We start from the raw sequence: 13,823 nt of genomic DNA, 5'->3' as shown, positions 1-13,823 counted from the left end.
GCCCCAGCGAATCTAAGACGAAACCTAAAAGCCGGCAATAATCGTCGGCCCTACTACTGTGAGAATTTTAATCTACGGCATAAATTATGCCCCGGAACTTACCGGTATCGGTAAATATACCGGGGAGATGGCAGCGCACTTTGCCAGCATCGGGGATGAGGTGGAAGTAATCACCGCTCCTCCTTACTACCCCCAGTGGAAGGTCAAGGAAGAATACCGGGGAGGATATCGCCAAGAAACGATCGACGGGGTCCGTGTGCTACGGTGTCCACTGTACGTGCCGACCGAAGTCACCGGCGTGCGGCGCATCCTCCATGAGGTTAGTTTTGTCGTGAGCTCGCTCTGGTACTGGCTTCCGCGTTATTTCCGGACGTACGACCTGATCCTGTGCATCAGCCCGCCCTTTCACCTCGGTTTCGTAGCCTTGCCCCACAAGTGGATTCACGGCACCCCGGTGATCAATCACATCCAGGACCTGCAGGTGGATGCGGCACGCGATTTGGAGATGATTCGCCAGGAAGGACTGCTGCAACTGCTCGAACGAGCCGAACGGTGGCTGCTGCGGCAAGTAACTGCCATCTCGACCATCAGCACCGGAATGGTCCGGAAAATTGTTAAAAAAGGGGTAAATCGAGAAAATATCGTTCTCTTTCCGAACTGGGTGGACCAAAATCTCGTATACCCAGTATCGCGCGAAGCATCCGCCAGGAGCGATTGGGGTTTTACTGACCACGATCGCATCGTCCTGTACGCAGGCAACCTGGGGGAAAAGCAAGGATTAGAAGATGTTTTATTCGTTGCTGAGCGACTCCGCGACATTCCGAATCTGACCTTTCTCATTATAGGGGAGGGCGGAGCAAAGTCTCGCCTTATGGCGATGGCCGAGGAAATGAATCTGGATAATGTCGTCTTCAAGCCACTTCAGCCGTTAAAACGGCTGGCAGCCTCACTTGCCGCGGCGGATGTCCATCTCGTATTACAGAAAAAAGCCGCTGCTGACCTGGTCATGCCCTCCAAACTAACGAACATTCTGGCCGTTGGTGGACATGCACTCGTAACGGCGGAGGCCGGTACCACCCTTCACGATGTCGTGTCGGAACACCACCTTGGAACAACCATTGAACCTGAAGACATAAACGCTCTAGAAAAGGGCATCAGAGAAATACTGAGCGGGCAGCGCGCGGCGGATTGTCGTGGTGCGCATGCATTTGCTGCGAAAAATTTAGATAAAGAGAATATCTTATTAGGCTTTAGACGGATTCTGACACTAGACACTAAACAACACACTTCATGGAAATCTCATCCCAGTTAAACACGGCGTCCCACACGAGGGTGCTGCGGGCGACCCCGCACCGCTATGATCTTATTGCTACGGACTTCATCCTTATCAATCTCTCCTTTTTTCTTGCGAGCATAATCACCTACGGAGTTTTCGATTACGACAGCGTAATCAACGGGCGCAACCTGGCGCTGGTGGTTTTTGTCAACATCGCCTGGGGCTGGCTCTGCGTGTACTTCAACGCATACCGCTGGTACGAGCGGGTAAGGATGGAACAGCAACTATCTAAAGTCTTCAAACTTTTGATCTTCCTGCTGTCCTTCACCTCTCTATTTTATTATAACGTACTGAGGGAAGCACCGTATACCCCCTTCATCCTGCTCGCACACGGCCTGGCCCTGATCCTGGTATCCACCGGCCGGGTGTTCCACCGCCTACGGGAGGAAAGCCCGTTTGAAAAGTTTCGCTACGTGATCGTGGGCGGAAAGGCGGAAAACCTCCAACAGCTCTTCAAGGCCTTCGATTATTGTTTCCCCGGAAGCGCGGAGTTCGTGGGCCGTTTCGGCAATACTCCCCACGCTAACGTATCCAATATTGGCCAGTACGATGAACTGAAGTCTTACCTGCTAAGTCGACCAAACATCGATAAGCTAATCTTCTTCCACAGCGACCTGTCCCTAAAGGAGGAGCGGGAGATCATGCGTATCTGCGAGGCGCAGTTCATCGATGTGGAGGTCGCACCCCGTGAGACGACCCTCTTCCCTCGGACCTACAAGTGCCAACAACTCGGTGACTTGTCCATGCTTACCCTGAAGGAGGAACCCCTCACCGCGCTCCGTAATAAGTTCTTTAAGCGCGCCTTTGACATTGTCGTCAGCACGCTGGTGATCCTGTTCATTTTTCCAATCCTGATGCCCATCGTGGCCATCGCCATCTACCGGGAAGACCCGGGACCAATCTTCTTCCGCCAGGAGCGTACGGGCTACCGCAACAATGTGTTCCGGATGTGGAAGTTCCGCTCGATGCGCCTTAACGAACGCGCCGACGAGAAGCAAGCGACCCGCGGCGACGATCGCATCACTAAGGTAGGAGCCTTCCTGCGTAGGACCAGTCTGGATGAGTTTCCTCAGTTCATCAACGTGTTCCTGGGTCAAATGTCCGTCGTCGGTCCCCGCCCGCACATGGTGAAGCACACCGAAGAGTATTCCCGCATCATCGACACCTTCATGATCCGCCACAAAGTGAAGCCCGGCGTGACCGGACTGGCGCAAATTAACGGCTACCGGAGTCCTACCGATGAGGTGTGGAAGATGGAAAAGCGGGTCGAATACGATGTATGGTACCTAGAGAACTGGAGTCTGTTGATGGACATCCGCTGCGTACTGATGACCGTGTATAATGCCCTCAAGGGTGAAGAAAACGCGCTATAGGAATAAATTTACACACCGGTTTAACTCATGAGGGGGTGGGGGAGATGGTACTTTTACCGACTCCCCTGCCCCCCTTCTTTTTAAATGCACCCAATAAAACCATAGACCATGTCAAAAAAGGCCATTATAACCGGTGTCACCGGACAGGACGGCGCCTATCTAACCGAGCTGCTGCTGGGTAAAGGCTACGAAGTTCACGGGATCAAACGCCGCGCATCGCAGTTCAACACCGATCGCATAGATCACCTCTACCAGGACCCCCACGTATCGGAACGCAACCTGATTCTCCACTACGGAGACCTAACGGACTCCACGAACCTCGTTCGCATTGTTCAGGAAGTACAACCCGACGAGATTTACAACCTAGCAGCCATGAGCCACGTGAAGGTGAGCTTCGACATGCCGGAATACGCCGCCGACGCCGATGGCATCGGTACGACCCGCTTACTGGAAGCCATCCGGTTGTTAGGGCTGACGGAAAAAACAAAGTTCTATCAGGCATCCACTTCTGAGCTGTACGGTCTGGTTCAGGAGGTTCCCCAGTCGGAGACCACTCCTTTCTATCCGCGTTCGCCCTACGCCGTAGCGAAACTTTACGCCTACTGGATCACGGTCAACTACCGGGAAGCATACGGTATGTTCGCCAGCAACGGCATCCTGTTCAATCACGAAAGCCCCCTTCGCGGAGAGACCTTCGTAACCCGCAAGATCACCCGCGCCGTTGCCAAGATCTCGCTCGGCCTGCAGGATCAATTGTTCCTGGGTAACCTGGACGCACAACGTGACTGGGGCCACGCAAAGGACTACGTCGAGGGAATGTGGCGCATCCTCCAGCACGATGAACCCGATGACTTTGTCTTGGCGACGGGCATCACGACCCGCGTTCGCGATTTTGTCCGCATGTCCTTTAAGGAAGTAGGAGTCGAGTTAGAGTTCCGGGGCGAGGGCGCCGATGAGGTGGGCATCATCTCCGAAATCCACAACGACGACTTCCCACTTGCGGTAGGAACTACGGTCGTCTCGGTCGATCCCCGTTACTTCCGGCCTACGGAAGTTGAGCTCCTGCTTGGCAACCCGGCCAAGGCGCAGGAGAAGCTTAACTGGAAGCATACTTACGATCTGGCGGCAATGTGTTCCGAGATGGTGCGGGCCGACGTGACCCTTTTCCGTCGCGACCAGTTGTTAAAGCGCGAGGGCTTTGAGGTGAGAAACCAGTACGAATAGCGAGCACTTGACCTCCCAACCGTGAAAATTTTTGTCACTTGCAAAATATCTTTCGTGGTTGGGAGGTTAATACTTCCGACAGCCGATTACTCGCGGTTGTTCTAGCAATAGCGATCAAATTCAGCCCGTTTCGCTTTATTTCCTCCGATGTTATCATCGGATTATAGTGAGGGCTTGTTTCGCAACTTGATTAACGATTTGGTTTTTAGACACGGTCCTTGTAATTTTGGGCCGCCGGGAGAAATCCTGGGTATGACACGCCTTCTAACGGTATTCCAATTTGCAAAGCTCTCAAGATTAGTTCCAACGACGTAAGTCGCGGGGGCATCACCTGATTGTTTTACGTTAAATACCGAAGATTTGTCTAAACAGTCCACACAGCAGCCAACTGCTGCTTCTCCGATCTCACCCTATACTGGGGCTTGGGATCTCGAAAAAGCTGCTCACCTTCTCCGCCGCACCGTTTTAGGTCCCTCCTTAAAAGAGATTAAAACCGCCCAGCAAGCCGGCCTTAGTGCTACGCTGGATCTGCTTCTAAAGTCAGCCCCCATTCCAGACCCCCCGGTTAAGTACCGGAACGACTACGACGAATACGTCCAGCTCGGCCAAACCTGGATAAACGCCAGCTACAAGGGGTCCAACCAGTACCGTGGCATGTCCCTCAAGGGGTGGTACTACAACAACATGATGCGGGTCGACCAGACCAACATTCAGGAAAGAATGTGCTTCTTCTGGCTGAACTACTTCGCCATCTCAGGTCCCCTGACCGATCACCGCGCGATGTACAAGGAACTCCGGTTGTACCAGGAGCTAGCGGTTGGCAACTTCCGGACTATGCTGCAGCGCATTGCTGTGGAACCCCGGATGCTTTTCTGCCTCGATGGTCACACCAACCACAAGAAGAATCCCAACGAAAACTTCGCCCGCGAAGTAATGGAGCTCTTTACGGTAGGTAAAGGAGAACTGGCGGGTGAAGGAGATTACACCACCTTCACGGAGCAGGATGTCGCCGCACTGGCCCGTGCCTTCACCGGATGGCGCAACAAAGACTTCCTCTACAGTGACTACGATATTCCCGTAGAAAGCTACTTCGACAGCGCTGCCCACGATACCGGCGACAAGCAGTTGAGCCATCGGTTCGGCAACAAAGTGATTCGCAACGGTGGAGCCAACGAATACAAGCAGGTCATCGACATCCTGCTCAGTTCCAAAGCCGCAGCCCTCAACTTCTGTAAGCGACTCTATCGGTACTTCGTGTACTACGATATCGACGACGACGTGCTCGCCCACGTAATCTACCCCCTGGCGGATACGCTTATTGCCAATAACTTCGAAGTCAAGCCCGTACTGCGTCAGTTGCTTTCTTCGCAGCACTTTTACGGGCAAAGTATCCGGGGTGCAGTCATCAAGAATCCGCACGACTTCATTTGCAGTATGGTGCGCCCCTTCGGTGAGTTTTGGCACGAAACCAAAACCCTGAATCTCCAGCGACGGTACGAACTTGGCAACCAGTACGCCAACTACTGCACGGAACTGCAGCTCGAATTCCTGGAACCGCCCAGCATCTCGGGCTGGAAAGCCTACTACGATGCTCCGCAGTACTACCGCCACTGGTTGAGTCCTGCACTGATGCAGTCACGCGATAGGATCGCATTGGACAACATCCTGGACGAGGATTACCACATCAAAGGAGACCGGATTGATCTGGATTACTATTCGTACGTCAGATCACTCTCCGACCCCCACAACGTTGACAAGGTGGTCGAAGAGACGGTACTTGTTTTTCTTCCCCGCCCGATTACGAGTGCGCAGACAAGCAAGTTGAGGAACATGCTCCTAAGGGGAGCGGCCGTCAGCGATTGGAACTGGCTAGTAACCAAGTACATCCAAAATCCCGGTGTGGACACGTATTCCCGCCCCGTAGACGACCGTCTTCGCGATTTTTTCAAAGTAATGTTTGGCTTCGCCGAATTTCAACTACAGTAACTCCTCACTCCCATGAAACGTAGAAATTTCCTGCAAACGGCGGCAGCCTTTAGTATTCCTGCACTAGTTCCCATCACCGGTGTCAGAGCCAACAGTTCCCGCTTCACCTCACTCATCGAGCCTGAGTCCGATCGCATCCTGGTGATCATCCACCTCTTCGGTGGCAACGACGGACTCAATACCGTCATTCCGATCGACCGCTACGACGACCTACTTAATGTCCGGCGTAGTGTAGCCATCGAGGAGAAAAGAGTCCTCAAACTCACCGATACCCTAGGCCTTCACCCCGAGATGAAGGACATGAAGAACCTCTTCTCGGACGGCCGACTCGGCATCGTTCAGAGCGTCGGATACCCCAACCAGAACCGGAGTCACTTCCGTTCCACCGACATTTACACATCGGGTTCCGCGGCCGACGAATTCCTGACCTCCGGTTGGATGGGCCGCTACCTCGAAACGCAGTACGCTGGTTACCCCGCAGGCTACCCGAGTAGTGCCGAGCCCCATCCGCCCGCAGTCTCGATCGGCGACGTGGCTCACCCAACCTGTGAGGGTACGAAGATCAACTTTAGTCAGACGGTCCTCGATCCGAACAACACCCGGACGCTTGCCATGATGAACGGCATGAGCCCGGACGACAAGTACGGCGAGGAGTTGGCGTTCATTCGTACGACCATTCGCCAGACGAATAGCTACAACGACGTAATCAAGGATGCGGCCGACCGTGGTCGCAATGCGGTAACGTACCGCTACCGCGACGAATCGCTTTGGCCCAAAAACTCGAGCAACCCCCTGGCAGAGCAACTCAAAAAGGTTGCCCGAATGATCAGCGGAGGCCTTCGCTCGAAGGTGTACACCGTCTATATGGATGGTTTCGACCTACACGCCTCGCAGGTTGTCGAGAACAACACCCACATGGGTACTCACGCTCAACTTCTGAGCGACGTAAGCCGGGCCATCGGCGATTTCCAGAACGACCTGAAAGCTCAGGGGCTGGACGAGCGCGTACTTGGCCTGACCTTCAGCGAGTTCGGCCGCCGTATTCGTCCCAACGCGAGTTTCGGTACCGACCACGGTTCCGCCGCGCCGATGTTCCTCTTCGGAAGCTGTATTCAATCCCAGGTGAGTGGGGATAACGTCGATCTAAACGGCGACATCTCCCAGGGCGACGGGGTCTCCATGCAGTTTGACTTCCGGGACGTATACGGATCGATCCTTGTCGACTGGTTCAACGTACGCACCTCCCAGGTCAAGAACTTACTCCACGACGGGTTCAAGTACCTGCCGCTAACCAATAAGTGTAACGAGGACGATGTAGTCAACACCGACGATACCAGTACGGAAGACGGATGGACCATCGGTCAACCCTTCCAGAGTGGAGACGGCAAGGAGATTTCGATCTCCGTGGACAGCCCGGGCAGCAATCGCCTTCGCTACTCCCTCTTCGACGGCCGCGGCCGCCTGGTCCTTGCCAATGAGATTGGTGTCGAGGGCAAGGCCGACCATAAGCTCTTCACCCGACCCAGTCGTCTGCCCTCCGGCACTTACGTACTTCGACTAGCAACTGATTCTGGCGCCGCACTTACCCGTGAAGTGCAGTTCAACTAGGTTGCCGTACGGTACAAAACGGTACTTTAGCCAATAACACACTCGATGATTTTGTGGTTACCAGGGGGGTCGTAGACCTCCCTGGTTTTCCTTTTCCGCCCCCTTACTATTTTCAACCCCAGCTCCTATGAAAAAAGTCTTGATCACCGGCGCGGCCGGCTTTTTGGGTTCCCACCTGTCCGATCGCTTTATCGCCGAAGGGTTTCACGTTATCGGAATGGATAACCTGATCACCGGATCGATGGACAACATCGCCCATCTGATGCCCCGAAAGGAATTTGAATTCTACTACCACGACGTGAGCAAGTTTGTCCACGTACCCGGTGAATTGGACTACATCCTGCACTTCGCCAGTCCGGCCAGTCCTATCGACTACTTGAAGATGCCGATTCAGACCCTGAAAGTTGGTAGCCTCGGCACCCACAACCTTCTGGGTCTGGCGAAGGCCAAAAACGCCCGGATGTTGATCGCTTCCACGAGTGAGGTCTACGGAGACCCCCTGGAGCACCCCCAACAGGAGAATTACTGGGGTAACGTAAACCCCGTGGGTCCGCGCGGAGTGTACGACGAAGCTAAGCGCTTCCAGGAAGCCATGACCATGGCCTACCACACCTTCCACAATCTGGAAACGCGCATCGTCCGCATCTTCAATACCTACGGCCCACGTATGCGACTAAACGACGGTCGCGTACTGCCCGCCTTCTTCAGTCAGGCCATTCGTGGGCAGGGCCTTACGGTTTTTGGCGACGGCAGCCAGACGCGTTCCTTCTGCTACGTCGATGACCTGGTGGAAGGAATCTACCGCCTACTGATGAGCGACTACGCCCAGCCGGTTAATATCGGCAACCAGGACGAGACGACCATTATGCAATTCGCGGAGGAGATCCTCGAGCTGGTAGGAAACCCGGATGCTCACCTCGACCGCCGTCCGTTGCCGGTCGACGATCCCAAAGTGCGCCAGCCCGATATCACCCGGGCGCGCGAAATCCTGGACTGGTCGCCGAAGATCAGCCGCGAGGAAGGACTGCGCCGTACCCTCCCTTACTTCCGCGACGCGGTTGCCCGGGCCGATGCAAAAAAGAATTAACAACCAAACCAATTAACCATTTTAGGTAGGGCCCCTGCGCACGGCTTTTTATGAGTACGCTGCTCCTGCGTCCCCGCCCACTTAACCCCTTTACAAAACCTTACCACACTATGAAAATTGCAGTAGTTGGAACCGGATACGTAGGACTCGTGACCGGAACGTGTTTTGCCGAAACCGGCAACGAAGTGATCTGTGTCGACATCGACGCGGACAAAGTAGAAAAAATGAAGCAGGGCCACGTGCCCATTTACGAACCCGACCTGGAGGTGCTCTTTGAGCGCAACCAACGTCAGGGTCGCCTCAAATTCACGACCGATCTGAAGGAAGCGGTAGATGCTTCCGACATTATTTTCCTGGCCCTCCCTACCCCTCCCGGTGAGGACGGTTCGGCCGACCTGCGCTACATCCTGGGTGTAGCAAAAGACCTCTCTAAGCTGATCACAAAGTACACTATTGTCATCGACAAAAGTACCGTACCCGTAGGCACAGCCGAAAAGGTACACGCCGCCCTCGTGGAAAACTTGGACGAAAGCCTCTTCGACGTAGTTTCTAACCCTGAATTCCTCCGGGAAGGCGTGGCGGTCGATGACTTCCTCAAGCCCGACCGCGTGGTCATCGGTACCGACAGCAAGAAGGCGGAAGACAAGATGCGGCGCCTCTACGAACCCTTCGTACGCAGCGGCAACCCCATCATTTTTATGGACCTGCGCAGTGCCGAAATGACCAAGTACGCCGCAAATTCCTACCTGGCCACCCGCATTTCGTTCATGAACGAGATCGCTAACCTCTGTGAGAAGGCCGGCGCCGATGTCGATGCCGTACGCAAGGGCATGGGCAGCGATTCCCGTATCGGTAAACGATTCCTCTTCCCCGGCGTAGGCTACGGCGGCTCTTGCTTCCCCAAAGACGTACAGGCACTCGCCCATACAGCCGGACAGCACGACTACGACTTCCGTATCCTCAACGCCGTGATGGGCGTCAATACCAAGCAGCGCTTCCGCATTGCCGATAAGCTCGAGGCTCACTTCGGCGAGGAACTGAAGGGCAAGACCATTGCCCTGTGGGGACTGGCCTTTAAGCCAAACACCGACGACATTCGTGAAGCACCAGCCCTCTACACCATCGACCGGCTCCTGGAGGCGGGAGCGCAGGTGCGGGCATTCGACCCCGAAGCGACCGAGCACGTACGTAAGATCTACGGCGAAAAAGTTACCTTCTGCGAAGACCAGTACGAAGCCCTCGACGGTGCCGACGCTCTGGCCATCGTTACGGAGTGGAGCGTATTCCGTACCCCCGATTTTGACCGGATGAAATCCCTGCTCAAGCAACCAATCATTTTTGACGGACGTAACCTTTACGACCTGGAGAGAATGCAGGAAGCGGGTTTCCACTACGACAGTATTGGCCGCCAGCCCGTCGTCAGCTAGTCGATAAAGACTCCATTCATGAAACCAACTAGCAAGATCTACGTCGCGGGTCACCGTGGCATGGTAGGCTCAGCCATTGTCCGCAAACTCCGCGCCGACGGCTACGACAACCTGATTACCCGTACGAGTCGGGAGCTTGACCTGCGCGATCAACGCGCAGTGAACGAGTTCTTTGCCACCGAACGACCCGAATATGTATTCCTCGCCGCCGCCAAGGTGGGGGGGATCATGGCCAACAACGTTTACCGGGGCCAGTTCCTTTACGACAACCTCATGATCGAGGCCAACGTAATCGAAGCCGCCCGGGTGAATGAAGTGAAGAAACTACAGTTCCTTGGCTCTTCGTGCATCTATCCCAAGCTGGCTCCCCAGCCGCTAACGGAGGATGCCCTGCTTACCGGCCCCCTGGAACCGACCAACGAACCCTACGCGATCGCAAAGATCACCGGCATCAAACTGTGCGACGCCTACCGGGCGCAGTACGGCTGCGATTTCATCTCGGTGATGCCAACCAATCTGTACGGTCCGAACGACAACTACGACCTGGAAACCAGCCACGTGCTCCCGGCACTGATTCGCAAGATTCACGAAGCGAAGAAGGAGGGTAGTCCGGAAGTCGTAATGTGGGGCACCGGATCACCAAAACGGGAGTTTCTCCACTCCGACGACCTGGCCGCTGCCTGCGTGTACCTGATGCACGAGTTCAGCGATTACGGCTTCGTCAACGTAGGAACGGGAGAGGACCTGAGCATTCTCGACCTGGCCCGGACCATCAAGGAGGTGGTCGGCTACGACGGGGAGATCACTCAGGATCGCAGCAAACCCGACGGTACGCCGCGTAAGTTGATGAACGTGGATAAACTCCACGCCATGGGCTGGAAACACACGATCGGGCTCCGGGAGGGGATTGAGCGGGTGTACGCGGAACTGGAGGGAAAGGACTGGTACTAGAACCGGACTTACCGTACATGCGAAGGGCGCCGAGATGATCTCGGCGCCCTTTTTTTGTCGCTGCCGGAGGCAGCATTCTGCTTGCGCGGTCAGAGACCGCATTGTACTAACGCTGCCGGAGGCAGCTTTTTACTTCGCTGCCGGAGGCAGCATCGTACTAGTTGAGGGCCTTGACCATGGTGCTGCCGATGTCGGCGGGACTCTTGACTACGTGGATGCCGCACTCCTCCATGATCTTCATCTTGGCTTCGGCGGTATCTTCGTGGCCACCGACGATGGCACCGGCATGGCCCATGGTGCGGCCTTTAGGGGCGGTTTGTCCGGCGATAAAGCCTACGACGGGTTTGGTACCGTGCTCCTTGATGTAGCGGGCGGCATCAGCCTCCATCGTGCCTCCGATTTCCCCGATCATGATGATGCCCTCGGTATCCGGGTCGTTCATTAGCAGTTCGACCGCGTCCTTCGTGGTGGTTCCGATGATGGGATCACCGCCGACGCCGATGCAGGTACTCTGGCCCATACCGGCCTTGGTTACCTGGTCAACGGCTTCGTAGGTCAGCGTACCGGAGCGGCTGACGATACCGATCTTGCCGGGAGTGTGAATGAAGCCGGGCATGATGCCGCACTTGGCCTGTCCGGGAGTGATCACACCGGGGCAGTTGGGGCCGATCAGGCGGGTATCGTAATCGTTGATGTAGGAGCGGACCTTCACCATGTCCTGCACCGGAATTCCTTCCGTGATACAGATGATCACCTTAATTCCGGCAGCGGCGGCTTCCATGATCGCATCGGCAGCGAAGGGAGGTGGAACGAAGATGACGGAGACATCCGCGCCCGCCTGCTGTACGGCTTCCGCTACGGTGTTGAATACGGGTCGGTCGAGGTGAGTTTGTCCTCCCTTACCGGGGGTAACGCCGCCGACGACATTGGTGCCGTATTCGATCATCTGCTCGGCGTGGAAGCTTCCCTCCTTACCGGTGATGCCCTGTACGATTACGTTGGAATCTTTAGTGACTAAAACTGCCATCTTATCTATTGTGGGTTGTAGGCTCCGCCAAATACCGGAAAAGCCCTATTGATCTACTATGATGAATACGTCCTCATCGTCCTGCTGCATGTAGTAGTTCTCCCGGGCAAAACGCTCGCGATTCTGCTCCATGTTCAGCTTTTCCGCCTCCGCTTCCGCCGTAAGCCTGTCGTACCGCTTCAGGTCCGCTTCCAGTCGGTTGACGGTGGAGTTCAGCCGAAACTGGGTACCGACGTCGTGACGATCGAAAAAGAGCATCAATCCGGTAAAGCAGACGAGCGTAACGAAGTAGCGATTCCGCAAATAAGCGGGCACCTTCATCCACAACTCGGTAACGGGATTGGTTTTTTTGCGGGTGGACATGCGGGTGAAGATAGGGATAGTGTGGGAGTACGGTAGTAGTTTAGTACGGTAGTAGTTTAGTACGGTAGTAAGTTAGCGGAGTAGGTGGCGTCCGGGGAAGTAGGCGGTTTCGGCGAGTTCTTCCTCGATGCGGATCAGTTGGTTGTACTTGGCGATCCGATCGGAGCGGCTGGCGGATCCGGTTTTGATTTGTCCGGTATTGAGGGCTACGGCCAGGTCGGCAATGGTGGTATCCTCGGTTTCTCCGCTGCGGTGGCTCATCACGCTGGTGTAACCCGCCAACTGGGCCATGCTGACGGCGTTGATGGTCTCGGTAAGGGAACCGATCTGGTTTACCTTGATGAGGATGCTGTTGGCACTCTTTTCCTTGATGCCGCGGCCTAAGCGCTCGGTGTTGGTTACGAACAGGTCGTCGCCAACCAACTGACAGCGATCGCCGATGCTGGCATTGAGGGCTGCCCAGGCCGACCAGTCGTCTTCGTCGAGGCCGTCTTCGATGCTGAAAATGGGGTACTTGTCTACCCAGCCCTTCCAATAGTCAACCATTGCGGCCGATTCGATCTTGCGACCGTCGGATTTGTGGAAGTGGTACACACCTTCCTTGCTGTCGTAGAACTCGGACGCCGCGGCATCCATGGCGATCATGATGTCCTCACCGGGCTTGTAGCCGGCCGCTTCGATGGCACGTAGGACGATCTCGATGGCCTCCTCGTTGCTCTTGATGTTGGGGGCGAAGCCTCCCTCGTCACCCACATTGGTGCTGTAGCCCTTACTCTGCAATACCTTTTTGAGGTGGTGGAAGGTCTCGACGCCCATGCGCAGCGATTCGCTGAAGGTGTCGGCGCCCAGGGGCATAATCATAAATTCCTGAAAGTCGATGCTGTTGTCCGCATGGCTACCGCCGTTGAGGATGTTCATCATCGGCACCGGCATGGTGTGGGCGTTGACGCCGCCGATGTAGCGGTAGAGGGGCTGGTTGAGTTCCAGCGCGGCGGCCTTTGCGGCGGCCAGGCTTACTCCGAGGATCGCGTTCGCGCCCAGTTTGCTCTTGTTCGGGGTACCGTCGAGCTCGATCATCACGTCGTCAATGTAGCGTTGGTCGGTCACGTCGACCCCCAATAGTTCTTCGGCAATTTTCTCCTCGACGTTGCTGATGGCCTTCTGCACGCCCTTGCCCAGGTAGACGCCCTTGTCTTCGTCGCGCAGCTCCACGGCTTCGTACTTACCGGTACTCGCTCCACTGGGGACGGCGGCACGGCCGACGATTCCTTCGGCGGTGACCACTTCTACTTCTACGGTTGGGTTGCCACGGCTGTCCAGAATTTGGCGGGCGCGGATGTCAAGGATACTACTCATAGTCGATGGTTGTGAGGACGCAAGATATTGCGTCTTTGCTTAAGATATACTGCGGGCGGGGCCGCGGGTCCGGTGTTTACGGACG

11 protein-coding genes are annotated in these 13,823 nt (G+C 55.5%); 8 read left to right on the top strand and 3 right to left on the bottom strand.

Annotation, left to right across the window (positions count from 1 at the left end; all coding sequences use genetic code 11):
* Window positions 1–58 precede the first annotated feature (58 nt).
* The 8 genes from GGR28_RS08105 to fcl all read left to right on the top strand — a co-directional run bounded on the left by GGR28_RS08105 (window position 59) and on the right by fcl (window position 10,992).
* The gene (locus GGR28_RS08105; RefSeq protein WP_183495261.1) at window positions 59–1,312 is read left to right on the top strand and encodes a WcaI family glycosyltransferase; all 1,254 of its coding nucleotides are present in this window, start codon (window positions 59–61) and stop codon (window positions 1,310–1,312) included.
* Entirely contained in the window at window positions 1,291–2,709 is a 1,419-nt protein-coding gene (locus tag GGR28_RS08100; RefSeq protein WP_183495260.1) for an exopolysaccharide biosynthesis polyprenyl glycosylphosphotransferase, read from the top strand. The genes GGR28_RS08105 and GGR28_RS08100 overlap by 22 nt, the downstream gene beginning before the upstream one ends.
* 108 nt (window positions 2,710–2,817) lie before the next feature.
* On the top strand, window positions 2,818–3,933 hold the full coding sequence (gene gmd / locus GGR28_RS08095) for a GDP-mannose 4,6-dehydratase (protein WP_183495259.1): 1,116 nt from the start codon (window positions 2,818–2,820) through the stop codon (window positions 3,931–3,933).
* Between the two features lie 360 nt (window positions 3,934–4,293).
* Window positions 4,294–5,919, top strand: coding sequence for a DUF1800 domain-containing protein (locus GGR28_RS08090; protein WP_183495258.1), 1,626 nt, complete (start codon window positions 4,294–4,296; stop codon window positions 5,917–5,919).
* A 12-nt stretch (window positions 5,920–5,931) separates the two neighbouring features.
* Window positions 5,932–7,527 (top strand): DUF1501 domain-containing protein, encoded by a 1,596-nt coding sequence (locus tag GGR28_RS08085; protein WP_183495257.1) that lies wholly within the window; start codon window positions 5,932–5,934, stop codon window positions 7,525–7,527.
* Between the two features lie 127 nt (window positions 7,528–7,654).
* The gene (locus tag GGR28_RS08080; protein WP_183495256.1) at window positions 7,655–8,614 is read left to right on the top strand and encodes a UDP-glucuronic acid decarboxylase family protein; all 960 of its coding nucleotides are present in this window, start codon (window positions 7,655–7,657) and stop codon (window positions 8,612–8,614) included.
* A 110-nt stretch (window positions 8,615–8,724) separates the two neighbouring features.
* The gene (locus tag GGR28_RS08075; protein WP_183495255.1) at window positions 8,725–10,041 is read left to right on the top strand and encodes a UDP-glucose dehydrogenase family protein; all 1,317 of its coding nucleotides are present in this window, start codon (window positions 8,725–8,727) and stop codon (window positions 10,039–10,041) included.
* A gap of 18 nt (window positions 10,042–10,059) precedes the next feature.
* Entirely contained in the window at window positions 10,060–10,992 is a 933-nt protein-coding gene (gene fcl, locus GGR28_RS08070; RefSeq protein ID WP_183495254.1) for a GDP-L-fucose synthase, read from the top strand.
* Window positions 10,993–11,149: 157 nt separating this feature from the next.
* Here the strand turns inward: fcl and sucD are convergent, their stop codons facing one another.
* The 3 genes from sucD to eno all read right to left on the bottom strand — a co-directional run bounded on the left by sucD (window position 11,150) and on the right by eno (window position 13,738).
* On the bottom strand, window positions 11,150–12,019 hold the full coding sequence (sucD, locus tag GGR28_RS08065; protein WP_183495253.1) for a succinate--CoA ligase subunit alpha: 870 nt from the start codon (window positions 12,017–12,019) through the stop codon (window positions 11,150–11,152).
* A 45-nt stretch (window positions 12,020–12,064) separates the two neighbouring features.
* A complete protein-coding gene (locus tag GGR28_RS08060) occupies window positions 12,065–12,382 on the bottom strand; it encodes an FtsB family cell division protein (RefSeq protein ID WP_183495252.1) in 318 nt (105 codons plus the stop codon).
* A gap of 72 nt (window positions 12,383–12,454) precedes the next feature.
* Window positions 12,455–13,738 carry a phosphopyruvate hydratase gene (eno, locus tag GGR28_RS08055; protein ID WP_183495251.1) on the bottom strand — a complete coding sequence of 428 codons (1,284 nt, stop codon included), beginning with the start codon at window positions 13,736–13,738 and terminating at the stop codon, window positions 12,455–12,457.
* Window positions 13,739–13,823: the final 85 nt, after the last annotated feature.

This window comes from Neolewinella aquimaris (assembly GCF_014197245.1).
Lineage (GTDB): Bacteria > Bacteroidota > Bacteroidia > Chitinophagales > Saprospiraceae > Neolewinella > Neolewinella aquimaris.
The sequence above is the reverse complement of the archived record's forward strand: the minus strand, read 5'-3'. Positions and strand labels throughout refer to the sequence as shown.

Excerpts from the sequence above, each read along its gene's own strand:
- GGR28_RS08100 (WP_183495260.1), top strand. The coding sequence starts at position 1,291 with ATGGAAATCTCATCCCAGTTAAACACGGCGTCCCACACGAGGGTGCTG.
- gmd (WP_183495259.1), top strand. The coding sequence starts at position 2,818 with ATGTCAAAAAAGGCCATTATAACCGGTGTCACCGGACAGGACGGCGCC.
- GGR28_RS08085 (WP_183495257.1), top strand. The coding sequence starts at position 5,932 with ATGAAACGTAGAAATTTCCTGCAAACGGCGGCAGCCTTTAGTATTCCT.
- GGR28_RS08080 (WP_183495256.1), top strand. The coding sequence starts at position 7,655 with ATGAAAAAAGTCTTGATCACCGGCGCGGCCGGCTTTTTGGGTTCCCAC.
- GGR28_RS08075 (WP_183495255.1), top strand. The coding sequence starts at position 8,725 with ATGAAAATTGCAGTAGTTGGAACCGGATACGTAGGACTCGTGACCGGA.
- fcl (WP_183495254.1), top strand. The coding sequence starts at position 10,060 with ATGAAACCAACTAGCAAGATCTACGTCGCGGGTCACCGTGGCATGGTA.
- sucD (WP_183495253.1), bottom strand. The coding sequence starts at position 12,019 with ATGGCAGTTTTAGTCACTAAAGATTCCAACGTAATCGTACAGGGCATC.
- GGR28_RS08060 (WP_183495252.1), bottom strand. The coding sequence starts at position 12,382 with ATGTCCACCCGCAAAAAAACCAATCCCGTTACCGAGTTGTGGATGAAG.
- eno (WP_183495251.1), bottom strand. The coding sequence starts at position 13,738 with ATGAGTAGTATCCTTGACATCCGCGCCCGCCAAATTCTGGACAGCCGT.